The organism is Streptomyces sp. BRA346, assembly GCF_052851135.1.
Genome location: NZ_JAIWIH010000005.1, coordinates 232,427 through 255,106, shown reverse-complemented (window position 1 = coordinate 255,106; position 22,680 = coordinate 232,427). Strand labels below are relative to the sequence as shown.

Here is a 22,680-nt window from a genome sequence, read left to right as displayed (position 1 = left end):
ACCGCTCGGTGCTCAGTCGCCGCAGCGCCCCGTATGCAGATAGCGGGCGGAGCGACGGGCGGTGGTGAGCGAGTCGGCCGGGTTGTCGTGCTCCACCATCCAGTGGTGGTTCCGGCGCCCCCCGTGGGTCTTGCCGACCTTGCCGAGGAACCGTACGTAGTCGATGTCACCGTCCCCGACGTCCACCATGCGGTAGCCGTCGGGGACGGTTTCGTCGCGCTCGCCGTCCTTGACGTGGAACAGCGGATAGCGGTCCGGGTCGGCCAGGACGTAGTCGAGCGGTTCGAAGGGCGCCGGGGTGCCGTCGGCGCGTTTGCCGAAGCGGTGCTGGGCGACGTACGCCCAGTAGATGTCCATCTCCAGGTGGACCAGCTCCGGGTCGGTCTCGGCGAGCAGCACGTCGTAGAGGCGGACGTCCGGCCGGTCGGTGGCGAAGGAGAACTCCTCGGCGTGGTTGTGCTGGTAGAACTTCATCCCGCGCGCCTTCGCGGCCGCGCCGTAGGTGTTGAAGTCCTCGGCGCAGCGCTTCCAGCCGTCGACCGTCGTGCCGTAGCGCCAGGGGCCGGACGCGGTGCCGACGTGCGGCAGGCCGAGGGCCTGGGCGTCGTCCAGCACCTTGGTGAGGTTGGTGGCGAAGGTGTAGGCGTTCGGATCGTCGGAGTAGTAGCCGACGTGGCTGCCGATGCCGCGCAGCCCGTTGTCGCGCAGCAGCCGCTTCAGCTGCTTGAGGGTGATGGCGCCCGCCGACCCCTGGGTGTATCCGGCGAACTCCACCTGGTCGTAGCCGTAAGCCGCCAGCTCCTCGAAGACGCGGGCGAAGCCGATGGACTGCACCTGGTCGCGGAGGGTGTAGAGCTGGATGCCGAGGTGGCCGCGCGGCACGATCGGGCCGCCCTTGCCACCGCTGGTGGCGTGCGCGGTGGTGGTGCCGAGCAGGGTGGCGGCGGTGGCTCCGGCGGCGACACCGAGGAATCTCCGGCGGCGGAGGGCGGCGGCGAGTTCCGGGTGCTGGGCGCTCATGGCGTGCGTGCCTCCTGTGAATTGTCAGTCGTCAGCTGTGAGTTGTCAGCCGATATCTGCTAACTGATAGCTGATATGGGCTATCTGTTATCTGTCAGCTGTCATCGAGACCGGCGAGGTGGAGCAGCAGGGACTTGACGTCGGTGGCGGCCACCCGGCCGGGCACGGTGTCCGGCCGGGAGCAGATGAGCACCGGCCCGTCCTCGTCCCGGTCCGGCAGCCGGCCGTGGCTGCCGCGCACCGGGGACGGATCGAGCGGGACGACGGCCATCCGGTAGCGCATCCCGAGCTTCTTGCGGGCCAGCGCGGTGGCCGCCCTGACGCGCACATACGGGTCGACGGGGTCGAGGAAGAGTTCGGCCGGGTCGTAGCCGGGCTTGCGGTGGATCTCCACCAGCCGGGCGAAGTCGGGCGCGCGGTCGTCGTGCAGCCAGTAGTAGTACGTGAACCAGGCGTCCGGATCGGCCACCGCGACCAGTTCGCCCGCGCGTGGGTGGTCCAGGCCGTGCGCCTTCTTCCCCTCGTCGTCGAGGAGTTCGGCGAGCCCCGGCAGGCCGTCGAGGGCGGCCCGGGTGGCGGCCAGGTCCTCGGTGCGGCGTACGTAGACGTGCGCGAGCTGGTGGTCGGCGACCGCGAACGCGCGGGAAGCGCCCGGATCCAGGTACTCCATGCCGTCCTGGGTGTGCACCTCCAGCAGCCCGGCGCGGCGCAGCGCCCGGTTGATGTCCACGGGGCGGGACACGCGGGTGATGCCGTACTCGGACAGCGCCACGACCGTACGGCCCTGAGCCCGCGCGTCGTCCAGCAGCGGTGCGAGGGCGGTGTCCAGCGCGGTCGCGGCGGCGTGCGCGCGGGGGTCGTCGGGGCCGTGGCGCTGGAGGTCGTAGTCGAGGTGGGGCAGGTAGGTGAGGGTGAGGTCGGTGGGGTGGTGGCGCAGGATGTGGCGGGTCGCGTCGATGATCCACTGGGAGGAGACCAGATCGGCCCCCGGGCCCCAGAAGTGGAACAGGGGGAAGGTGCCGTGGGCGGCGGTGAGTTCGTCGTGGAGGGCGGGCGGCCGGGTGTAGCAGTCGGGCTCCTTGCGGCCGTCGGCGTAGTACACGGGGCGCGGGGTGACGGTGATGTCGGTGTCCGCGCCCATCGCGTACCACCAGCAGATGTTGGCGACCGTGTAGCCGGGGTGGGCGCGGCGGGCCGCGTCCCACAGCTTGTCGCCGCCGACCAGGCCGTTGTGCTGCCGCCACAGCAGGACGTCGCCCTGCTCGCGGAAGTACCAGCCGTTGCCGACGATGCCGTGTTCGGCGGGGGTCGCGCCGGTGAGGAACGTCGACTGGGCGGCGCAGGTGACGGCGGGCAGCACGGTGCCGAGCGGGGCGTACGAACCGGAGTCGGCCAGGGCGCGCAGCCGGGGCATGTGGGCGAGCAGGCGCGGGGTGAGGCCGACGACGTCGAGGACGAGGAGGGGGGTGGGCTTCCCCGGGGCGCTCACGGCAGCTCCTTGAGGCCGAGGTCGGTCAACAGGTCGCGGGCCAGGGCGAGTTCGGCCGCGATGCCGTCGGCCAGCCGGTCGCGGTTGCGGGGCCGCAGCTCGGGCGGCAGCGCCTGCCAGGTGTACGTCTCGACCTCCAGGTGGCCGGTGAGCGGCGCCGGGCCGCCGACCAGCCGGGCGAGGGCGTCCGTGAGGACGGGCAGGGTGGAGGTGAGCGGCGGCTCGGGCGGGGCGTGCAGGGGGACGTGGAAGTGGGAGCGCCAGGGGGCGGTGGTGTCGAGCCCGCCCGGCGCGAGGGCCTGGTCGAGGTCGTCGGTGCCGCGTACGCCGTCCGCGGGGGTGCGGGTACGGGTCTGGTGCAGGAAGCGCGGCTCGGCGAACGCCGCCAGGGCGGTGCGTACGGCGGGGCGGTGCGGCTCCTCGGCGTGCAGGGCGGCGGACAGCTGCGCCTTGACGACGGGAACACCGGCCGCGGTGAGGGCGGCGGTGGCGGCGTGCGGGTCCTCGAACTGCGTCGCCAGGTGACAGGTGTCCAGGCAGAGGCCGATGCGGCGGCGGGGTGCGCCCTCGGGGAGCGCGGTGAGCGCGTCGATGGCCTGGGCGGTGGTCTCGACGGTGCAGCCCGGCTCGGGTTCCAGGCCGATGCGGATCGAGCGGCCGGTGAGGTCCTGGAGCGCGTCGAGGCGCGTCGCGAGCGTGGTGAGGTGGTCGAGCGCGGCCCGCCGCCTTGTGCTGTCGAACGGCGCGCGCCAGGCGAGCGGGAGGGTCGAGACGCTGCCCTCGGTGACGTCGTCCGGGAGCAGGGCGGCCAGCAGCCGGGCGAGGTGGCCGGTGTGGGTCAGCCGTTCGGTCTCCGTCCAGTCCGGCCGGTACACGCGGTACTTGACCTCCTCGGCGCCGAATCCCTCGTACGGGAAGCCGTTGAGGGTGACGACCTCCAGACCGCGCCGGTCGAGTTCGGTGCGCAGCCGTCGCAGGGCGGCCGGGTCGGCGGTCAGGGTGCGGGCGGCGTCGCGGGCCAGCCACAGGCCGATGCCGAGCCGGTCGCGGCCCAGGCGGCGGCGTACCGGCTCGCAGTGGTGGCGGAGCTGGTCCACGACGCCGTCGAGGTCTTCGGCGGGGTGGACGTTGGTGCAGTAGGCGAGGTGGACGGTGGAGCCGTCGGGGTGGCGGAAGCGCATGGGGTCACCGGCCTTCGGTGGTGGCGGTGGTCACCGGGGCGCCGCGGAGGATGGAGTTCCCCTCGTGGGTGGCGTGGGGTGTGGTGTCCTCGACGTCGAGGTCCAGCCGCCCGCTGAGCCCGTAGAACGCCACCGGGTTGCGCCACAGCACCTGGTCGACGTCGTCGTCGGTGAAGCCCGCCGCCAGCATCGCCTCCCCCACCGCGCGGGTCTTCAGCGGATCGCTGCGGCCCCAGTCGGCCGCGGAGTTCACCAGGATGCGGGTTTTTTCGCTGGCGTATTCGCGCAGGACGCGCACCATGCGGTCCGGGTCCATCTTGGTGTCCGGGTAGATCGAGAAACCGAGCCAGCAGCCGCTGTCGGTGGCCGCCCTTACGGTGGTCTCGTTGAGGTGGTCGAGCAGGACGCGGTCGGTGGGGAGGGCGGATTCGTGGACGACGTCGAGCGTGCGGGCCAGGCCCGCGGCCTTGTCGCGGTGCGGGGTGTGCACGAGGGCGGGCAGCCCGTGGTCGGCGGCGAGCTGGAGCTGCGCGGCGAGCGCGGTGTCCTCGGCGGGGGTCATCGCGTCATAGCCGATCTCGCCGACGGCGACCACGCCGTCCTTCACGAGATAGCGCGGCAGCTCGTCCAGGACGGGGAGGCAGCGGGGGTCGTTGGCCTCCTTGGGGTTGAGGGCGAGGGTGCAGTGGTGGGCGATGCCGTGCTGCGCGGCGCGGAAGGGTTCCCAGCCGAGGAGGGCGTCGAAGTAGTCGTAGAAGCTGGCGGGCGAGGTGCGGGGCTGGCCGAGCCAGAACGACGGCTCGACGAGGGCGCGCACGCCCGCGGCGTACATGGCCTCGTAGTCGTCCGTGGTGCGGGAGGTCATGTGGATGTGCGGGTCGAAGATGCGCATCAGGGCTCCTCGGGGGTGGTGTGGGCCAGGACGCGGGTCAGATCCGCGGGCACGTCCCGCCCGGCGGCGGTGCGTTCGCGCGCGTAGTCGGTCAGCATGCGGGCCAGCTCGGCGTCGCCCCGGGCGCGGGCGGGCCACTCGGCCACGGCGTCCAGGGGCACCCCGGTGAACAGGCACTTCAGTACGGCCTGCCGCCAGCCGTGCGCGTCGAGGTGGCGCGCCGCGTACGGGCCGACCGCGGCGGCCACCAGGCGGGTGTCGTTGGTGCGCAGCGCGTCCTCGACCAGGGGGAGGGCGTCCGGGCCGATGTCTTCGACATGGGCCAGTGCGAGGAGGACGGCCCGGCGTTCGGCGGCCGTGCCGTGCGTGTAGAGGCGGGTGAGCGTGGGGATGTCGGGGCGGGCCGCGTGGAGGAGCAGGATGCGGGTGGCATCGGCGAGTTCGCTGTTCTGGCCGCGGCGGCAGTGGCGGGCCGCGGCGGCGAAGTCCGCCTCCCAGCGGGGAGTGGTCGCCGCCTCGGCGAGGGCGCGTTCCAGCCAGGCGGCGGCGTCGGGATCCAGGCGCTCGCGTACGGCCGTGCGCAGGTCAGCGATCAGCACGCGACGCCTCCCCTCGCGGCCGTGCGTTCCGCCGCCTTGAGGTACGCGAGGGAGGAGCGGGCCAGTGCGGGCCCGGCGTGCGAGTGGCGGGGCAGCTCCACGCCGACCAGGCCCCGGTAGTCCATGGCGCGCAGCGCCTCCAGCACCGGCGGGACGTCCATCTCGCCTTCCCCGAACGGCAGGTGCTCGTGCACTCCGCGCCGCATGTCCTCGATCTGCACATGGCGGATCCATGGCGCGGCGGCGCGTACGCAGTCGGCGGGCGCGGCCGGTTCCAGGCACTGGCAGTGGCCGATGTCGAGTGTCAGTCCGAGCGCGGGCGGATCGCCCAGTTCCCGGCGGAGCCGGTGAAACCCGGCGAGATCCGCCAGCAGATGCCCCGGCTCGGGCTCGACGGCCAGCGGAACGCCGGCGGACGTGGCGGCCTCCAGCACCGGTTGGAGAGCATCGCGCAACCGCCGCCACGCGGTGTCCTCCGCCGTCCCCGGCGGTCGCACCCCGCTGAAGCAGTGCACGGCGTGCGCCCCCAGCTCCGCGGCCACCCGTACGGCGCGCACCAGCAGATCCACCCGGGCGGCGCGGGCCCCGGGGTCGGGATCGAGCAGCGTGGGGTGGTGCTTGCGGCCCGGGTCGAGCACGTAGCGGGCCCCGGTCTCGATGGCCACGGTCAGCCCGAGCCGGGCCAGTCGCTGCCCGACCCGGCGGGTGCGGGCGTCCAGATCCGGGGCGAGCGGGTCGAGGTGCATGTGGTCGAGCGTCAGCGACACCCCGTCGTAGCCGAGGTCGGCGAGCAGGGCGAGGGCATCGTCGAGCCGGAGGTCGGTCAGTCCGTTGGTGCCGTAGGCGAAGCGGAGGTCGGTGGCGGCCGGTGTCGGGTTCGGGGTCGGGGTCGTCATGTCGGGCTGACCTTTCTGGACAGTCGCCGCGCGACGGGCATCAGCAGGAGCAACCCCGCTCCCGCCCGCCCCGCCCCGGCCCGCGAGGCAAGCGCCGCCTGAAGCGGAATCATGGCCCGGATGCCACCGCCGACGGCGCGCTGGAGGAGGTGGGGGGACGGGTTGAGCGCGGCGTGCGCGAGGGGGCGCGCGGCGGTGGCGAGGTACGTGGCGGCGAGCGCGGCGGCGGCGAGGGAGCGGGTGGATGGCGGGGTGGGGGGCGTGGCGCGCCGCGGCCCCGTGCGACCTGCCCCCGTCGGCCGTGGGCCGTTGGCCGGGGAGCGGTCCGATGCGGCGGCACGGGCCACCGCCGAGGCCGGACCCCGCAAGGCCGGACGGGTCGCGGGCAGGCTGCCACGGGATGCCGGGGAGCGGCTGGCTACGGGCGCGGCAGTTCGCCGGGCAAGCGCCCGGGTCCAGGTCGGCCGCGAGTGGGCTGCCGCGGCCGACCCGGCGCGGCTGTCGGCCGGGGGCTCGACGCCCGGCAGCCGCGGGCCGAGGGCCGCGACGGCGCTGCCCGGCGCGGCGGCACGGTCCACTGCCACGGGCGGTGCCGACGGGAGGCTGCTGGCCATGGCGGCGGCGCCGCGATGGGCAAGCGCCCGGGTCCGGCCCGGCCGCGAGTGGGCTGCCGCGGCCGACCCGGCGCGGCTGTCGGGCGCAACACCACGCCCCCGGAACACGGACGTGGCCGTGGGACCGTCGGCCGCCCGTGGGCGGGTGACCGGGCTGCCCGGGGCCGTGGCCTGGACGGTTGTGGTGGTTGGCGGGTGGCCGCGCCTTGTCGCAGGGGCGGGGACTCTCGTGGCCGCCCAGGCGATCGCCGCGGACGTGGCCAGGGCCGCCAGGGGGGCCTTCGACGAGCCGCCGGTCGTCTCGTGGCGGGAGACGCCGGTCACGGCGAGCGTGTGCGCGCCCAGCAGGGCGGCCGGGGCGACGGCCTGGTGGGCGGCGGGGGCGTACGTGGCCGTGGCGCCCAGGAGCAGGTCCAGCGAACGGGCCGTGGCCATCGCGTACGGGCCCGCCGGGGTGTTCTTCAGCCCCAGGTCGTACGCCCACACCGTGCCCGCCAGGGCCGCGGCCGTGGCGAGCGCCCGGCGGCCCGCCAGCGCCGCGCACACCAGCCCCGCCCCCGTCAGGCCGGTCGCGGCGGTCAGGGCGGCGGCCGGGGCGATCCGGCCCGACGGCAGGGGGCGGCCGGGGCGTTCGACGGCGTCGAGGTCGCGGTCCGCCCAGTCGTTGAGCGCCATGCCCGCCTCGTACAGGCACAGCGACGCGCCCACGGCGAGCGCGGTGCCGCGGTTCGGGGCGGTCCGGGTGGCCGCCGCGCCCGCGAGGGCGTCGCCGGGGACCGTGAACAGGGCGGAGACCCTGAGCAGTTCCGCCCAGGCGCGCACCGTCGTCACGACCGCTCCCGCAGCCGGGCGGCGAAACCGGTGAGGGCCGTGTACTGGTCGGCGAGGCCGGACGGGCCGCCGTCGGGGTCCTTGAAGTAGAAGCCGAGTTCGGTGAGTGGCCCGGTGAGCCCCGCCTCGTGGGCGCGGGCCGTGAGGCGGGCCAGGTCCAGGACGAGGGGTGCGGCGAGGGCCGAGTCGCAGCCCTGCCAGATGGTCTGGAGGACCATGCGGGAGCCGAGGAAGCCCTCGAACGCGACGTGGTCCCACGCCGTCTTCCAGTCGCCGAGCGCGGGCACGTTGTCGATGTGCAGGTCGCCGTCCGGGAGTTCGCCGAGGGTATCGGCGAGGACCCGCGCCTTGCCCGCGTTCTTCGCGGCCGCGGCGGCGGGGTCGGCGAGCGCGGCGCCGTCGCCGCCGCCCAGCAGGTTGGTGCCGGACCACGCCCGTACGGGCAGGGCGCGCTGCGCGAACATCGGCGCGAGCACGGACCGCAGCAGCGTCTGCCCCGTCTTGCCGTCGCGCCCGGCGTACGGCAGCCCGGAGCGGGCCGCCTCGGCGCGCAGCCGGGGGTGGTGCAGCCCGGTGGACGGGGTGAAGTTGACGTACGGGCACCCGGCGCGGAGCGCGGCCGAGGCGTAGAGGGAGCTGGGCGGCAGCCGGTCACCGTCGGTGGGGACGGGTTCGGTGGAGGCGACGTTGACGACGACCACGCGGGCGAGGTCGTGGTTGCGGCGGAACGCGTCGAGGTCGCGGGCGAAGGCGTCGATCAGCGCCTCGTCGCCGCGGGTGTCCCCGGGCTGCGGGCCGCCGGGGCGGATCGCGTCGTCGGCGGCGGTCAGTTCGGCGCGTACGGCGTCGGGGAGCCCGTACGGCAGCACCCCCTCGGCGGCCAGCGCCTCGGCGCGCTTGGGGAGCGGGGTGGTGGCGGTGTCGTGGCCGCCGAAGACCAGATCGCCGAGCGCGGGCAGACCGCTGTCCGCGAACGGCGCGGTCTCGGTCACCATCCCGGTCGGGGGCTGAAGCCCAGCCGCGACGGCGGCGCACCCGACGACGGCGGTGGTGGCGACCGAACCGCGCGCGCCGATGAGCCACATGCCGGTGCGGAGACCACCGCCCGGGGTGCCGGTGGGGTGTTGGCGGGGGTTCGGGGTGTCGGGGCCGGTGGTCACGGGCTGCCTCCCGGGTGTGACGGTTGCGCGGATACGCGGGTACGCGGTGGCGTGGCGGTGTCGCAGTGTGGTGCGGGCCGTGGGCCCGCGCGGCGGCGGGGAGGAGGCGGCGTACTCCTCCCCGCCGCCTGATGCCGCCCTACGGCTCCCCTCGGGCCGTTGGGCGGCCGATCAGGGCCGGTCGGGTTCGTCAGGACGGCGGGAGTTCCTTGACGCGGATGTTGCGGAAGGCGACCTCGTCGCCGTCCCCGTGGTTCTGGATGCCGACGTGGCCGCGGCGCAGGCTGCGGGCCGGATCGTGGTTGGTGAAGTCGTTGATCCGTACGCCGTTGAGCCAGACCTGGAGCCGTTCGCCGCGCACCCGGATCTCGTACGTGTTCCAGTCCCCCGGCGGGTTCAGCGCCGCGTCCCGCTTCGCCAGGTCGGCGGACTGGAAGCCGTACACCGCGCCGGTGGTGCGATCGGGGGTGTCCGTCGCGTCGATCTGGATCTCGTAGCCGCGGTCGACCGCGGACCAGGGGTCGTCGGAGGCGGGGAAGCCGACGAAGACGCCCGAGTTGTCGTCCCCCGCGGCCCCGGCCATCCGCCAGTCCAGCTTCAGGGAGTACGACCGCATTTCCCGCGCCTCGTACCAGAGCAGGCCCATGCCGCCCGCCGAGGCGAGGGTGCCGGTGGCCGGGTCGAGGGTGAAGCCGCCCGGTCCGGCCTGTTTCCAGCCCGCCACCGACGCGCCGTCGAAGAGGGGCCGGTAGCCGCGCTCCGGGCGGCAGTCCGCCTGAAGAGCCCCGGTGGCGTAGCGGATGCCGCCGAGCAGGTGCTGCCGGAAGGCGGGGTCGGCGTAGGACTCCTTGGTGTGGCCGAGGCCGGTGTAGAAGGCGCGGCCGCCGCGGTAGTCCTGGCACCAGGCGATGGGGTGGTCCTCCCCCATCCCGCCGCCGTCGTAGGAGGTTTCGTCGAGGGTGGCGAGGACGCGGACTCCGTCGCGCGGGTTGCTGCGGTAGTCGTACCACTCGTCGGTGCGCTGCCACTCCGCGCCCAGGTGCGCGGTGGCCGGGTGGGCGCGGTCCTCGACGGCGAGGGTGGCCTGCTGGATGGCGGGGTGGGTCCGGAAGTACGCGCCGACGAGGCCGCCGTAGAACGGCCAGTCGTACTCGGTGTCGGCGGCCGCGTGCACCCCGGCGAATCCGCCGCCCGCCCGGATGTAGCGCTCGAAGGCGGACTGCTGCGCGGCGTCGAGGACGTCGCCGGTGGTGGAGAGGAAGACGACGGCGTCGTAGCGGGCGAGGTTGGCGCGGGTGAAGGCGGCGGCGTCCTCGGTGGCGTCGACGGCGAAGCCGTGCCGGTCGCCGAGTTCGCGGATGGCGGCGATGCCGTCGGGGATCGCGTCGTGGCGGAAGGCGGCCGTCTTGGAGAAGACGAGGACGCGGTCACCCCGGGGCGCAGGCGCGGCGGAGGCCGCCTCCGGGGGCAGGGCCGTGGCGGCGAGCAGCAGCGCGGCCACGGCGGATGCGCGTAGGAGGGCGAGGCGGGGTCTGGAGCGGCGGGGGTGCGGGGGCATGGCCGGGTACTCCTTCCTCCGGGTGCGGACCCGGGCCCGGGGCGGACGGGCGCGCCGCCGCCCCGGGCTGCGGGCGGGCGGTCAGCCGGTGCCGATGGTGAAGTCGTCCACGTCGTACAGCGCTCCCGCCCCGCCCTTGAAGACGAGGTAGAGCGTGGTGGTACGGGCCGGGGGCTTGCGCAGCGCCGTCTTGACGTCCTGGAACGTCTCCCAGTCGCCGGTCACCGGCACGGTGGCCCGGCCCAGCAGCTGCCCGGTCGGGGAGCCGGCGCGCACTTCGAGGGTGCCGCCCGCGCCCGCGGAGGAGACGCGTGCGGTGAGGTCCTTGGCGTTGCCGAGGAGGTACGGGGTGAACGCGATCCAGTCGCCGTTGTCGATGTCGCCGACCGTCTTGCCGCCGTTGGCCGGGGCGTGGCTGATGAGGGAGACGCCCTGGGAGTCGTCGTAGTGCTCGGCCTGGCGGTGGCGGGGCTGGACGACGTTCTGGTCGTGGGTGGTCAGCGACGGCTGGCCGCCCCCGCCGTTGTCGGTGTACTCGGCGTCGAAGACCCCGAAGATGTTGGCGTTGGGGTCGTGTTCGCTGTCGGCGCTGGTCAGAAGCGTTCCGGAGCAGCCGGTGGCCGAGGTGACGGGGTGGCCGTGGCTGTCGTGGCCGAGGACGTGGGTGACCTTGACCTTGGCGCAGTCGATGGTCCCGTCCTCGGGGTCGGTCACCTTCACCTTGAACGGCACCTCGTCACCGAAGGTGAACAGCTGGCCGTCGCCGGGGAGTTGCAGCGTCACCTTGGGGGCGGTGTTGCCGACCGTGAGGTGCACGCTGGCGCTGCCGCTGCGGCCGGTGGGGTCCGTGGCGGTGACGGTGGCGGTGTAGGTGCCGTTCTTGGTGTACCGGTGGGTGGGGTTCGGGGCGGTGGCGGTGTGGCCGTCGCCGAAGTTCCAGCGATACGTGAGTGTGTCGCCGTCGGCGTCGGCGGTGCCCGCCGAGCTGAACGCGACCTTCAGGGGCGCCTTGCCGGACGTGCGGTCGGCGGCGGCCTCGGCGACCGGCGAGTAGCCGTCGGTGGCGTTCTCGATGCGGTAGAGGGCGGAGTGTTCGTCGCCGCCGAACCAGTTCAGCCCATAGTCGAGGACGTACAGCGCGCCGTCCGGGCCGAAGGCGGAGTCCATCACCTGGGTGCCGGTCCACGGGAAGTCGTTGATCTTCTCCACGGTGCCGTCGGCGCCCTGCTCGATGCGCTTGATCCACTGGCGGCCGAACTCGGTGGCGAAGAAGTCCCCGTCGTAGCTTTCCGGGAACTTGACCGGCGAGTCGAGCGAGGCGTCGTAACGGTAGACCGGGCCGCCCATCGGCGACTCGGAGCCGGTGCCGAACTCGGGGACGGAGTTGTCGTCGTACGGGATCCAGGCGGGCTGGGCGGGCGGCAGCTCGCTCAGCCCGGTGTTGTGCGGCGAGGTGTTCTTCGGCGCGGCGCAGTCGAAGGCGGGGCCGGAGGTGCCGGTGGCGAAGTCGTAGTCCCGGTACGGCTTGTTGTCGCCGACGCAGTACGGCCAGCCGAAGTTGCCGGGCTTGGTGACGCGCGCGAACTCGACCATGCCCGCCGGGCCGCGGTTCGGGTCGGCGGCGCCCGCGTCCGGCCCGTAGTCGCCGACGTAGATCGTGCCGGTCGGCTTGTCGATGTTCATCCGGAACGGATTGCGGAAGCCCATCGCGTAGATCTCGGGGCGGGTCTTCTCGGTGCCGGGCGCGAAGAGATTGCCGTCCGGGACGGTGTACGAGCCGTCCGCGGCCACCTTGATACGGAGGATCTTGCCGCGCAGGTCGTTGGTGTTGCCCGCGGAGCGGCGGGCGTCGTAGGCGGGGTTGCGGTTCGGCCGCTCGTCGATGGGGGTGAAGCCGTCGGAGGCGAACGGGTTGGTGTCGTCGCCGGTCGAGAGGTAGAGGTTGCCGTCGGCGTCGAAGTCGATGTCGCCGCCGACGTGGCAGCAGGTGCCGCGGGAGGCGGGGACGTCGAGGATCTTCTTCTCGCTGGCGGTGTTGAGGGTGCCGTCGGTGTTGAGGGTGAAGCGGGACAGGCGGTTGACGCCGTCGAACTTCGCGAAGTCGGCCGCCGTGCCCTCGTTGGGGGCGTCGCCCGCGGGGGTGTCCATCGGGGGTGCGTAGTAGAGGTAGATGGCGCGGTTCTCCGCGAACCCGGGGTCGATGCCGACGCCCTGGAGCCCCTCCTCGTCGTGCGAGTAGACCGGGAGCTTGCCGGACACCTTGGTGTCGCCGCCCGCGTCGGTGAGGCGGAGGGTGCCGTCGCGGGACGTGTGCAGCACCGAGCGGTCGGGGAGGACGGCGAGCGACATGGGCTCACCGGTCTCGGCCGCGCCCTTGGCGAGCGTGACCTGCTGGAACTTCTCCTCCGCCTGGTCCGCTCCCGCCGGTGGGGATGCGGTGAACGCGAGCCCCGCGCCCACGAGCAGGGAGCTCGTGACGAGCGCGAGGGAGCCGCGCAGTCCATGCCGTTTCCTGTGCACGCTGATCCTCCGGGAAAAGAGGGGGTGTACGGACGGGGGCCGTTGGCCGCCCGACCTGGCACAGGCGCGCGCCGTCGCGCCGTTCGGTGACCGGTTCTGGGTGAGGGGCCCATGTGACCGGTACATCTCAAGGACGGTAGCGTGGTTTGTCCGGTTCGGAAACCCCTTTGACACGAGGTGGGTTGGCTTGGTCCGCGGGGAGGACAAAGCCGGTGGGGTTGGGCGCGGGTGCGGTTTCCCCCACCCCGCCCCTTCCCGAACTGGGGGCAGGCCCCCAGCCCCCGCCCCGGCGGTGCGGTGCAACGGGCCCGGCGTCATTTCCCCACCCCGCCCTTCCCGAAACCGGGGGCAAGCCCCCAGCCCCCGGCCCGAGACGGGCGGCCCGGCGCCCGGCCCCGGCATGTGCCGAAGCCCGGCAACCACCCCCGCCGGGCCGGGGGCAGGCCCCCAGTTCCCGGCCCGGCCAGGCGGCCCGGTACCCCGACTCCGGCATGGACCCGCGATCCGGCAACCGCCCTGCCGAGCCCGTGCCCGCCCCCGGGACAGGCCTCGGCCCCGACCGGGGTAAGTAACCCGGCACCCGGACCCCGGCGTGGGCCCGAAGCCTGGCGGTCAGCTCCGCCGAACCGGGGCTCGGACCCGGCGGGAGCGGGTGCGGTGCGGCTCCCCCGGCCCCTTCCCGGTGGGGCCCTGGGCCGGGCCCGCGCCCGGCGCCGCCTCTGCTGGACCGGCACGGACTGCGGCCCGGGCGGGGGCCGGTGTGCGCGCCCTCGCGCGTACCGTCCGCGTCCGCGACGGGGGGGCTGGGGGCTTGCCCCCGGTTTCGGGAAGGGGCGGGGTGGGGGAAGAGGCGGCCCGGTCGGGGGCCTCAGTCGGTGCCGAAGGCGGCGTCGAAGGAGGACGTCGGGGGGTCGAAGTCGTAGGACTTCAGGTGGTGCAGGGCCTCAGGGGCACCCGTCAGGCGGTCCATGCCCGCGTCCTCCCACTCCACCGAGATCGGGCCGTCGTACGCGATGGAGCGCAGCATGCGGAAGACGTCCTCCCAGGGCACGTCGCCGTGGCCCGCGGAGACGAAGTCCCAGCCGCGGCGGGGGTCGCCCCAGGGGAGGTGGGAGCCCAGGCGGCCGTTGCGGCCGTCGAGGCGGCGGCGGGCCTCCTTGCAGTCGACGTGGTAGATCCGGTCGCGGAAGTCCCACAGGAAGCCGACCGGGTCGAGGTCCTGCCAGACGAAGTGGCTGGGGTCGAAGTTGAGGCCGAAGGCGGGGCGGTGGCCGACGGCTTCGAGGGCGCGGTGGGTCGTCCAGTAGTCGTACGCGATCTCGCTCGGATGGACCTCGTGGGCGAAGCGCACGCCCTCGGCGTCGAAGACGTCGAGGATGGGGTTCCAGCGCGTGGCGAAGTCCTCGTAGCCGCGGTCGATCATGCCCGGCGGCACCGGCGGGAACATGGCGACCAGGTGCCAGATGGACGAGCCGGTGAAGCCGATGACGGTGCGTACGCCGAAGGCGGCCGCGGCGCGGGCCGTGTCGGCCATTTCGGCGGCGGCCCGCTGCCGTACGCCTTCCGCGTCGCCGTCGCCCCAGATGCGGGCGGGGAGGATGGCCTGGTGGCGTTCGTCGATGGGGTGGTCGCAGACGGCCTGGCCGACCAGGTGGTTGGAGACGGCCCAGCACTGGAGGCCGTACTTGTCGAGGAGCCGGCGGCGCCCGTCGAGGTAGCCGGGCTCGCCGAGCGCGCGATCGACCTCGAAGTGGTCGCCCCAGCAGGCGAGTTCGAGGCCGTCGTAGCCGAAGTCGCGGGCGTGGCGGCAGACCTCCTCCAAGGGCAGGTCCGCCCACTGGCCGGTGAAGAGGGTGAAGGGTCTGGGCATGGGGGCCTCCTCCTCAGGCGGGCACGGGTGTGTAGACGCAGTTCTTCTCGGCGCTGTCCTCGACCGCGGCCAGCACCCGCTGCACTTGGAGCCCGTCCTCGAAGGACGGTTCGGGGTCCGTTCCGGCGGCGATGGCCGCCACCATGTCGCGCGCCTGGTGGACGAAGGTGTGGTCGTAGCCGAGCCCGTGGCCCGGGGGCCACCAGGCCTCCAGGTAGGGGTGGTCGGGTTCGGTGACGAGGATGCGGCGGAAGCCGGAGTCGGCGGCGGGGGCGGTGTGGTCGTGGAACGACAGCTCGTTGAGCCGTTCGAGGTCGAAGGCGAGCGAGCCGTGGTCGCCGTTGAGCTCGATGCGCAGCGAGTTCTTGCGTCCGGCGGCGAAGCGGCTGGCCTCGAAGGAGGCCAGCGCGCCGGAGGCGAGCCGACCGGTGAACAGGGCGGCGTCGTCGACCGTGACCGCGCCGCGCGCCGCCGCGCCACCGGAGCCCGTGGCGCCCGCGGCGCCCGGAAGCGGACGGTCCCGTACGAAGGTCTCGGTGAGCGCCGAGACGCCGACCAGCCGCTCCCCCGCCAGGTACTGCGCGAGGTCCACGATGTGCGCCCCGAGGTCGCCGAGCGCGCCGGAGCCCGCCAGTTCCCGGCGCAGCCGCCACACCAGGGGGAATTCCGGATCCACGATCCAGTCCTGGAGGTAGGTGACCCGTACGTGGCGCAGGACGCCGATCCGGCCGTCGGCCACCATGCGGCGGGCCTGCGCGATCGCGGGCGTACGGCGGTAGTTGAAGCCCACCATCGCCCGCTGTCCGCGCGCCCGGGCGCGGCGGGCGGCGGCCACCATGGCTTCCGCTTCGGCGACCGAGTTGGCGAGGGGCTTCTCGCACAGCACATGCTTACCGGCCTCCAGCGCGGCGATCGCGATCTCGGCGTGGCTGTCGCCGGGGGTGCAGACGTCGACCAGGTGCACATCGTCCCGGGCGATCAGATCGCGCCAGTCGGTCTCGGCGGCCGCCCAGCCGTGTTTGTCCGCGGCGGCCCGGACGGCGTCCGGGTCGCGGCCGCAGATGGCGGCCATGGCGGGGCGGAGGGGCAGGTCGAAGACGCGGGCCGCGGTGCGCCAGCCCTGGGAGTGGGCGGCACCCATGAAGGCGTAGCCGACCATGCCGACGCCGAGGCCATGTGTTCCGGCCTGTCGCGCTTCGGCGCCTTGCGCTTCGGGGTTTTCCATGAGGCTCCTCTCAGATCGCGGCGGATGCGAGGGGGAGATGGGGCCTAGCTGAACCCGGTAGGGAGGTACTCGTCCACGTTGTCCTTGGTCACGACGGCCGAGTAGAGGGTCAGGGACGCGGGAATCTCCAGTTCGGCCAGGCCCCCGACGCCGTTGCCCTGGCCGAGCGCGCGGGCCAGGTCGATGGCGGAGGCGGCCATCGTCGGCGGGTACAGGACGGTGGCCTTGAGGACGGTGTTGTCGGCCTTGATGGCGTCCATGGCGCGCTTGGCGCCAGCGCCGCCGACCATCAGGAAGTCGTCGCGTCCGGCCTGCTGGATGGCGCGTTCGGCGCCGACGCCCTGGTCGTCGTCGTGGTTCCACAGGGCGTCGAAGCCGGAGTGGGCCTGGAGCAGCTGGGCCATCTTCGACTGCCCGGACTCGACGGTGAATTCGGCGGCCTGGCGGCCCACCTTCTTGATGTTGGGGTAGTTCTTGAGGGCGTCGTCGAAACCGGCCGTGCGCTGGCGGGTCAGTTCCAGGTTGTCCAGCCCGGCCAGCTCCACCACCTTGGCGTTCTTCTTGCCCTTGAGCTGTTCACCGATGTAGCGACCGGCGTTGAGGCCCATGCCGTAGTTGTCGCCGCCGATCCAGCAGCGGTACGCCTGCGGGGAGGCGAAGACGCGGTCGAGGTTGACGACGGGGATGCCCGACTCCATGGCCTTCAGCCCGACCTGGGTGAGGGCCTTGCCGTCGGCGGGCAGGATGACCAGGACGTCGACCTTCTTGTTGATGAGGGTTTCGATCTGCCCGATCTGCTGGGCGGTGTCGTTGGAGCCCTCCGTGCTGACCAGCGAGACGTCCTGGTACTCCTTGGCGCGGCGCTTGGCCTGCTCGTTGATGGCGTTGAGCCAGCCGTGGTCGGCCTGCGGCCCGGCGAAGCCGATGGTGACCTTCTTGCCGCGTTTCTTGTCGGCGGCGCCGGCGGGCTGCTTGCCCTCGTCCTTGCTGTCGTTGTTCTCGTTGCTGGTGCAGCCGGCCGCGAACAGCGCGCCCGCCGCGGCGGTGCCCAGGAGGAGGTTTCTGCGGCTGGTGGTGTTTCCCGGGGTGTGGTTCATGACGTCGAACGACCCTTCTGTACCAGGACGGCGGCGACGATGATCGCGCCCTTGGCGATCTGCTGGACATCGGTCTCGAGGTTGTTCAGGGCGAAGAGGTTGGTGATGGTGGTGAAGACGAGGACGCCGAGGACGGAGCCGGTGATGGTGCCGCGGCCGCCGCTGAGCAGGGTGCCGCCGATGATGGCGGCGGCGATGGCGTCGAGTTCGTACAGGTTGCCGTTGGTGTTCTGGCCGGAGCCGGTGAGGATGACCAGCATGAACGCGGCGATGCCGCAGCACAGCCCGGACAGCAGGTACAGCAGCAGCCGCTGGCGCCGTACGTCGATGCCCGCGAGCCGGGCCGCCTCCGGGTTGCCGCCGATGGCGACGGTGCGCCGCCCGAAGGTCGTACGGCCCAGCAGCAGCCAGCCCAGGACCGTGACCGCCGCGAAGATCATCACCAGCGGCGGGATGCCGAGCACGTAGGAGTCGCGGAGCCCGAGGTCCAGGACCGGCTTGACGGTGACGACCTGCGTCTTGCCGTCGCTGATCTGGAGCGCGAGGCCGCGCGCGGACGCCAGCATGGCGAGGGTGACGATGAACGGGACTATGCCGCCGTACGCGATGAGCACACCGTTGACCAGGCCGCAGCCGAGCCCCACGAGCACGGCGCACATCAGGATGCCGCCGAACCCGTAGTCCTGGGTGGCGAGCGTGGTGGCCCACACCGAGGCGAGCGCGACGATCGCGCCGACGGACAGATCGATGCCGCCGCTGGTGATGACGAACGTCACGCCGACGGTGACGACGCCGATGACGGACGCCTGGGTGAGGACGAGTTGCAGGTTGTCTGTGCTCAGGAACGCGTCGGGCTTGGTGATGCCGCCCACGGCGACGAGGACGGCGAGCACGCCGAGGAGGGAGAGGTTACGGACGTCGGCGAGGCGTCTGAGGCCGCCGCCCTTGGCCGGTGGTCCGGCGGCGGGCCCGGGTCCGGCCGCCTTCGTGAGCGTGGCGGCGGCGCCGGGGACGGCGTCCGACCCGGTGTCGGGCCCGGTGTCGGACCCGGTGTCGGACCCGGTGTCGGCGCCTCCGGGAGAGTTCAGCACGACGGGCTCCCTTCCATCACGAGATCGAGGACGCGGTGCTCGTCCAGTTCGCCCGCGGGCGCCGTATGCACGACACGCCCCTCGCGGAGCACCAGCACCCGGTCGGCGAGGCCGAGGACTTCGGGCAGTTCGCTGGAGACCAGCAGCACCGCCATGCCGTCGTCGGCGAGGCGGCGGATCACCGCGTACAGCTCGGCGCGGGCGCCGACATCCACCCCGCGGGTGGGCTCGTCCAGCAGCAGCACCCGGCAGCCGCGCAGCAGCCAGCGCGCGAGCACCGCCTTCTGCTGATTGCCGCCGGACAGCGTGCGCACCGGCCGCTCCGGGTCGTCCGGGTGCAGCGACAGGTCGCGCACGCTGCGGCGGGCCGCGTCCCGCTCGGCGCCGCGGTCCAGCCAACCGGCCCGGGAAAAGCGGGCGAGGGAGGAGACGGAGACGTTACGGGTGACGGACTCCAGCATCAGCAGCGCCTGCGCCTTGCGCTCCTCGGGCGCCAGCCCGAGCCCGGCCCGCACGGCGGCGGACACGCTGCCGGGGCGCAGCGGGCGGCCGTCGACGAGGACGCGGCCCGCGGTGGGGCGGCGGGCACCGTAGACGGTCTCCAGGATCTCGGACCGGCCGGAGCCGACGAGTCCGGCGAGCCCCACGATCTCGCCGGGCGCCAGATCGAGGTCGACCGGCTCGAACTCCCCTGTTCTGGCCAGCCCTTGGAGGCGCAGCACGGGTTCCTGTGGTTCTCGTGTTTCTCGTGTTTCTTGCGGTTCTTGTGGTTCTTGTGGTTCTTGTGGGGCCCGGCGGGGGAACGCGTACTCGACATCACGCCCCGTCATCAGCGCGACGACGTCACGCGTGGGCGTCGTACGGGCGGGCAGCCCGCGGGCGGCGACGCGCCCGTCCTTCAGCACGGTGACGCGGTCGCCGATACGGCGGATCTCCTCCAGCCGGTGCGAGATGTAGACGACCGCCACGCCGCCGGTCGTGAGGTCGCCGACGATACGGAAGAGGTTGTCCACCTCGTCGGGGTCGAGCGCGGCCGACGGCTCGTCCATGACGATCAGCCGTACGTCGTGCGAGAGGGCGCGGGCCATGGACACGATCTGCTGTGCGGCGGCGGAGAGTTCGCCCACCAGCCGCCGCGGGTCGATCTCGGGGTGGCCGAGGCGGGCCAGCAACTCGGCGGCGGTGGCCCGGGCGGCCCGGGACCGTACGAAGCCCGCGGTGGCGGGCTCGTGGCCGAGGAAGATGTTCTCCGCCACGGACAGGCCCTCCACCAGGTCGAGTTCCTGGTAGATGGTGGCGATGCCGAGGCGCATGGCGGCGACGGGCGACTTGAGCGTGACCGGCGCGCCCTGCCAGACGATCTCGCCGCCGTCGGGTTGATGGGCCCCGGCCAGCACCTTGATCAGCGTGGACTTACCCGCGCCGTTCTGCCCCAGCAGGCAGTGCACCTCGCCCGCCTGGACGTCGAGATCGACGCCGTCGAGGGCCCGTACGCCGGGGAAGGACTTGGTGATGCCGGACATGGTGAGGAGCGGGGGCGGGTTCGTCTGACGCGGTTCGGGTGGTGCCATGGCGAGCCTCCTCGGGCGGGTCGCTGTGGCCGGTGCGGGGTGCGGTGTGCGCGGTGCGGTGGCGGGTGCGGGGTGCTGTGGCGGTGCGGGGGTGCCGTTTGCTGGTGCCGTGCGGGTGGTGCGGGTGGTGCTCTCCCCCACCCCGCCCCTCCCCGACCCCGGGGCTCCGCCCCGGACCCCGCTCCTCAAACGCCGGAGGGGCTGCCGGTGCAAAGCCCCCGGCCACCGGGGCAGGTGCCCCGGGGGAACCGGGTGCTCCGGGTCGCCCGCCGGGCACCCGGATCCGGGACCGGGACCGGGACCGGACCCAAGTCCGGGACCGGGTCCGGGCCCAGGGCCCCGGGGTGCCCGGTGTTCGGTACCTCGGTCCGAGGCACCGGGTCCCTGGGCCGGGGCCAGGCTCCGGTGCTCCGGCTCAGGGGACCTCCGGGGCTCCGGGCACGTCCCCGGTCATCCGGGTCCGGGCCCAGGCGTCCGGCTCCAGGACCAGGGCTCCGGGGGAGCCTCGGGCCCGAGGCTCCGGTCCCGGACCCGCTTTCGGGTTTCCTGGCCCGGGCCGAGACCCAGGCCCGGGTCTGGATCCAGACCCGGGACCGGGCCCAAGTCCGGGCCCAGGCCCAGGTCCGAGCCGAGCACCGGGGGCCGGGGGCCGGGGGCCGGGGTCCGGGCCCGAGTGCCGGTCCGGGTCCAGGTCCAAGTGCCGGTCCGGGTCCGGGCCCGGCGCCCGGTTCCGGGGTCCGGGGTTCCGGGGTCCGGGTCCAGGATCCGGGCCCAAGTGCCGGTCCGGGTCCAGGTCCGGTTCCGGGGTCCGAGTCCGGTTCCGGGATCCGGGCCCAAGTTCCGGTCCGGTTCCGGGGTCCGGTTCCGGAATCCGGGCCCAAGTGCCGGTCCGGGTCCAGGTCCAGGATCCGGGCCCAAGTTCCGGTCCGATTCCGGGGTCCGGGTCCAGGATCCGGGCCCAAGTTCCGGTCCGGGTCCGGGCTCCGGTTCCGGAATCCGGGCCCAAGTGCCGGTCCGGGTCCAGGTCCAGGTCCGGGTCCGGAATCCGGGCCCAAGTGCCGGTCCGGGTCCAGGTCCAGGTCCGGGTCCGGGATCCGGGCCCAAGTGCGGGTCCGGGTCCAGGTCCGGGTCCACCGCCAGGGGGCGGAACCCCTGACCCCGGAGGCCCGGGGCGGAGCCCCTACCCCGGGCCCCGGCCTCGGAGGTCGGGAGTGGGCCCCGGGCCGGGGGCCCGGGGTGGAACGGGTCGGTGGGAATCGGGAAGGGGCGGGGTGGGGAAAGGGCGCTGTGCCTCGGTACGGTCCGTTCCGCGGGGCGGGCCGTAGGGACGGGGCCGGGCGGGGCCGCCCGGTGGGAAGGGTCAGGCCGGGGAGAAGAGGTGGTCGCTGATCAGACGGGCCGCGCCGGTGACCCCCGCGGCCGGGCCCAATTCGCCCAGCACGATGGGGAGGTTGCCGGTGGCAAGCGGAAGGGACTGACGGTAGACCTGGGTGCGGATGGCGGCGAGGAGCGTGTGGCCGAGGCCGGTGACGCCGCCGCCGATCACGACCAGGCCCGGGTTGAAGAAGCTGACGAGACCGGCGATGACCTGACCGGTGCGCATGCCGCCCTCGCGGATGAGCTCGAGGGCGGCGGCGTCACCGGCGGAGGCCGCCGCCGCGACGTCCGTGGCGGCGAGGTGCCCCGCGGCCTCCAGCCGCGCGGCGAGTTCGGCGGAGCGGCCGTCGCGGGCGGCGGCCTCGGCGTCGCGGGCGAGGGCCGCGCCGCCGAAGTAGGCCTCCAGGCAGCCGTGGTTGCCGCAGGCGCAGGGGCGGCCGTCGGGCTCGGCCTGGATGTGTCCGATGTCGCCCGCGCTGCCGGTCGTACCGCGGTAGACATCACCCCCGACCACGATGCCGCAGCCGATGCCGGTGCCGATCTTGACGCAGAGGAAGTCCTTGACGGAGCGGGCGACTCCGGCTTGCTGCTCCCCCATGGCCATGAGGTTCACGTCGTTGTCGACCATGACGGGGCAGCCCAGTTCCTGGCTGAGTGCCTCCCGTACGGGGAAGCCGTCCCAGCCCGGCATGATCGGCGGCGCGACGGGCACGCCCTCGGGGTACCGGACGGGCCCCGGCACTCCGATGCCCGCGCCGTCGAACCCCTCCGCGACGCCGGAGGCGCGGAGCTTGGCGGCCATGGCCAGCACCTGTTCGAACACCGCGACCGGGCCCTCGCGGACGTCCATGGGCTGCGTGAGGTGGCCGAGAATCTCCAGTTCCGCGTTGGTCACGGCCACGTCGACGGAGGTGGCGCCGATGTCGACGCCGAGCAGCCGCAGGGCGGGCGCGAGCCGTATGTTGTGCGAGCGGCGCCCGCCCCGTGAGGCGGCGAGGCCGTCGGCGATCACCAGCCCGGTCTCCAGCAACCGGTCGATCTCGACGGCGAGCTTGGAACGCGAGAGGTCGATCTGATCGCCCAGTTGAGCCCGGGAGTTGGGGCCGCCGTCGCGCAACAGGCGGAGCAGCCGGGCCTGATGCGCGTTCGCGGGTCGTGCCGTCATGCGCCTCACGCCGCCCCTCCCGCCGTCATCGGCATGCACATGGTCGGGCTTTCACGGGGAACGTAGCAGCGGTTGTCGGGGGTGGGAAGAACTTGCGCCGCAATCCATGCGGACTTTCTCCTGTGGAAGGACAAACTAGAGGGGCGGCAGGGGCGATTTCTCGTCAGGGCCGCGCCGCTATCATTCCGGGCATGGAAATAGCCAGCTTTGCCACCCTCGTGGTCGTCGTCCTGGTGTACGGCAGCCTGGAAGCCCGCCTCAAGCGACTGGAGCGCCGGAACGCCCGACTGGAGCGCAAGGCGGACCTGATCCTCGATCACCTGGGCATCCGTCAGGAGGAGCCGGGCATGGAGCGGGTGACGGCCCTGCTGCGCGAGGACAAGAAGATCCAGGCCATCAAGGAGTACCGCGAGATCACGAACGCGGACCTCAAGGAGGCCAAGGAGGCGGTCGAGCGCATGGACGGGACCCGCGGCTGAGGCCATGGGCACGGGCCCGACCAGCGGTCAGTCGCCGGGACACTC

Annotated in this window: 17 protein-coding genes; 1 reads left to right on the top strand and 16 read right to left on the bottom strand. The window is 73.6% G+C overall.

The genetic code is table 11. The features are described from left to right. Nucleotides 1-12 precede the first annotated feature (12 nt). The 16 genes from LCH29_RS08005 to LCH29_RS07930 all read right to left on the bottom strand — a co-directional run bounded on the left by LCH29_RS08005 (nucleotide 13) and on the right by LCH29_RS07930 (nucleotide 22,156). Nucleotides 13-1,020 carry a sugar phosphate isomerase/epimerase family protein gene (locus tag LCH29_RS08005; RefSeq protein ID WP_446460997.1) on the bottom strand — a complete coding sequence of 336 codons (1,008 nt, stop codon included), beginning with the start codon at nucleotides 1,018-1,020 and terminating at the stop codon, nucleotides 13-15. A 94-nt stretch (nucleotides 1,021-1,114) separates the two neighbouring features. After that, nucleotides 1,115-2,509 carry an alkaline phosphatase family protein gene (locus tag LCH29_RS08000; protein WP_446460996.1) on the bottom strand — a complete coding sequence of 465 codons (1,395 nt, stop codon included), beginning with the start codon at nucleotides 2,507-2,509 and terminating at the stop codon, nucleotides 1,115-1,117. Then, nucleotides 2,506-3,690: a metabolite traffic protein EboE gene (eboE, locus tag LCH29_RS07995; protein WP_446460995.1), complete on the bottom strand. Its 1,185-nt coding sequence runs from the start codon at nucleotides 3,688-3,690 to the stop codon at nucleotides 2,506-2,508. Before eboE ends, LCH29_RS08000 begins: the two co-directional genes overlap by 4 nt. 4 nt (nucleotides 3,691-3,694) lie before the next feature. Further along, complete coding sequence (locus LCH29_RS07990; RefSeq protein WP_446460994.1) at nucleotides 3,695-4,582, bottom strand: TatD family hydrolase; 888 nt, start codon at nucleotides 4,580-4,582, stop codon at nucleotides 3,695-3,697. Next, nucleotides 4,582-5,181, bottom strand: a complete 600-nt coding sequence (locus LCH29_RS07985) for an EboA domain-containing protein (RefSeq protein WP_446460993.1) — start codon at nucleotides 5,179-5,181, stop codon at nucleotides 4,582-4,584. The genes LCH29_RS07990 and LCH29_RS07985 overlap by 1 nt, the downstream gene beginning before the upstream one ends. Then, complete coding sequence (locus LCH29_RS07980) at nucleotides 5,175-6,077, bottom strand: sugar phosphate isomerase/epimerase family protein (RefSeq protein WP_446460992.1); 903 nt, start codon at nucleotides 6,075-6,077, stop codon at nucleotides 5,175-5,177. Before LCH29_RS07980 ends, LCH29_RS07985 begins: the two co-directional genes overlap by 7 nt. After that, nucleotides 6,074-7,522 (bottom strand): SCO3242 family prenyltransferase, encoded by a 1,449-nt coding sequence (locus LCH29_RS07975; protein WP_446460991.1) that lies wholly within the window; start codon nucleotides 7,520-7,522, stop codon nucleotides 6,074-6,076. Before LCH29_RS07975 ends, LCH29_RS07980 begins: the two co-directional genes overlap by 4 nt. After that, nucleotides 7,519-8,607, bottom strand: a complete 1,089-nt coding sequence (locus LCH29_RS07970) for an inositol-3-phosphate synthase (RefSeq protein ID WP_446461283.1) — start codon at nucleotides 8,605-8,607, stop codon at nucleotides 7,519-7,521. The genes LCH29_RS07975 and LCH29_RS07970 overlap by 4 nt, the downstream gene beginning before the upstream one ends. A gap of 265 nt (nucleotides 8,608-8,872) precedes the next feature. Next, the gene (locus tag LCH29_RS07965) at nucleotides 8,873-10,240 is read right to left on the bottom strand and encodes a ThuA domain-containing protein (protein ID WP_446460990.1); all 1,368 of its coding nucleotides are present in this window, start codon (nucleotides 10,238-10,240) and stop codon (nucleotides 8,873-8,875) included. 81 nt (nucleotides 10,241-10,321) lie between these two features. After that, nucleotides 10,322-12,760, bottom strand: a complete 2,439-nt coding sequence (locus LCH29_RS07960) for a PQQ-dependent sugar dehydrogenase (protein ID WP_446460989.1) — start codon at nucleotides 12,758-12,760, stop codon at nucleotides 10,322-10,324. An 868-nt stretch (nucleotides 12,761-13,628) separates the two neighbouring features. Next, on the bottom strand, nucleotides 13,629-14,630 hold the full coding sequence (locus LCH29_RS07955) for a sugar phosphate isomerase/epimerase family protein (RefSeq protein WP_446460988.1): 1,002 nt from the start codon (nucleotides 14,628-14,630) through the stop codon (nucleotides 13,629-13,631). 13 nt (nucleotides 14,631-14,643) lie between these two features. Next, nucleotides 14,644-15,855 (bottom strand): Gfo/Idh/MocA family protein, encoded by a 1,212-nt coding sequence (locus LCH29_RS07950; RefSeq protein WP_446460987.1) that lies wholly within the window; start codon nucleotides 15,853-15,855, stop codon nucleotides 14,644-14,646. Between the two features lie 44 nt (nucleotides 15,856-15,899). Further along, the gene (locus LCH29_RS07945) at nucleotides 15,900-16,952 is read right to left on the bottom strand and encodes a substrate-binding domain-containing protein (protein WP_446460986.1); all 1,053 of its coding nucleotides are present in this window, start codon (nucleotides 16,950-16,952) and stop codon (nucleotides 15,900-15,902) included. Further along, entirely contained in the window at nucleotides 16,949-18,040 is a 1,092-nt protein-coding gene (locus tag LCH29_RS07940) for an ABC transporter permease (protein WP_446461282.1), read from the bottom strand. The genes LCH29_RS07945 and LCH29_RS07940 overlap by 4 nt, the downstream gene beginning before the upstream one ends. Then, a complete protein-coding gene (locus LCH29_RS07935) occupies nucleotides 18,037-19,614 on the bottom strand; it encodes a sugar ABC transporter ATP-binding protein (protein ID WP_446460985.1) in 1,578 nt (525 codons plus the stop codon). Before LCH29_RS07935 ends, LCH29_RS07940 begins: the two co-directional genes overlap by 4 nt. Nucleotides 19,615-20,974: 1,360 nt before the next feature. After that, nucleotides 20,975-22,156, bottom strand: coding sequence for an ROK family protein (locus LCH29_RS07930; protein WP_446460984.1), 1,182 nt, complete (start codon nucleotides 22,154-22,156; stop codon nucleotides 20,975-20,977). Nucleotides 22,157-22,347: 191 nt separating this feature from the next. Here LCH29_RS07930 and LCH29_RS07925 point away from each other — a divergent pair, with 191 nt between their 5' ends. Then, nucleotides 22,348-22,635: a ribosomal protein L7/L12 gene (locus tag LCH29_RS07925; RefSeq protein WP_446460983.1), complete on the top strand. Its 288-nt coding sequence runs from the start codon at nucleotides 22,348-22,350 to the stop codon at nucleotides 22,633-22,635. Nucleotides 22,636-22,680 lie beyond the last annotated feature (45 nt).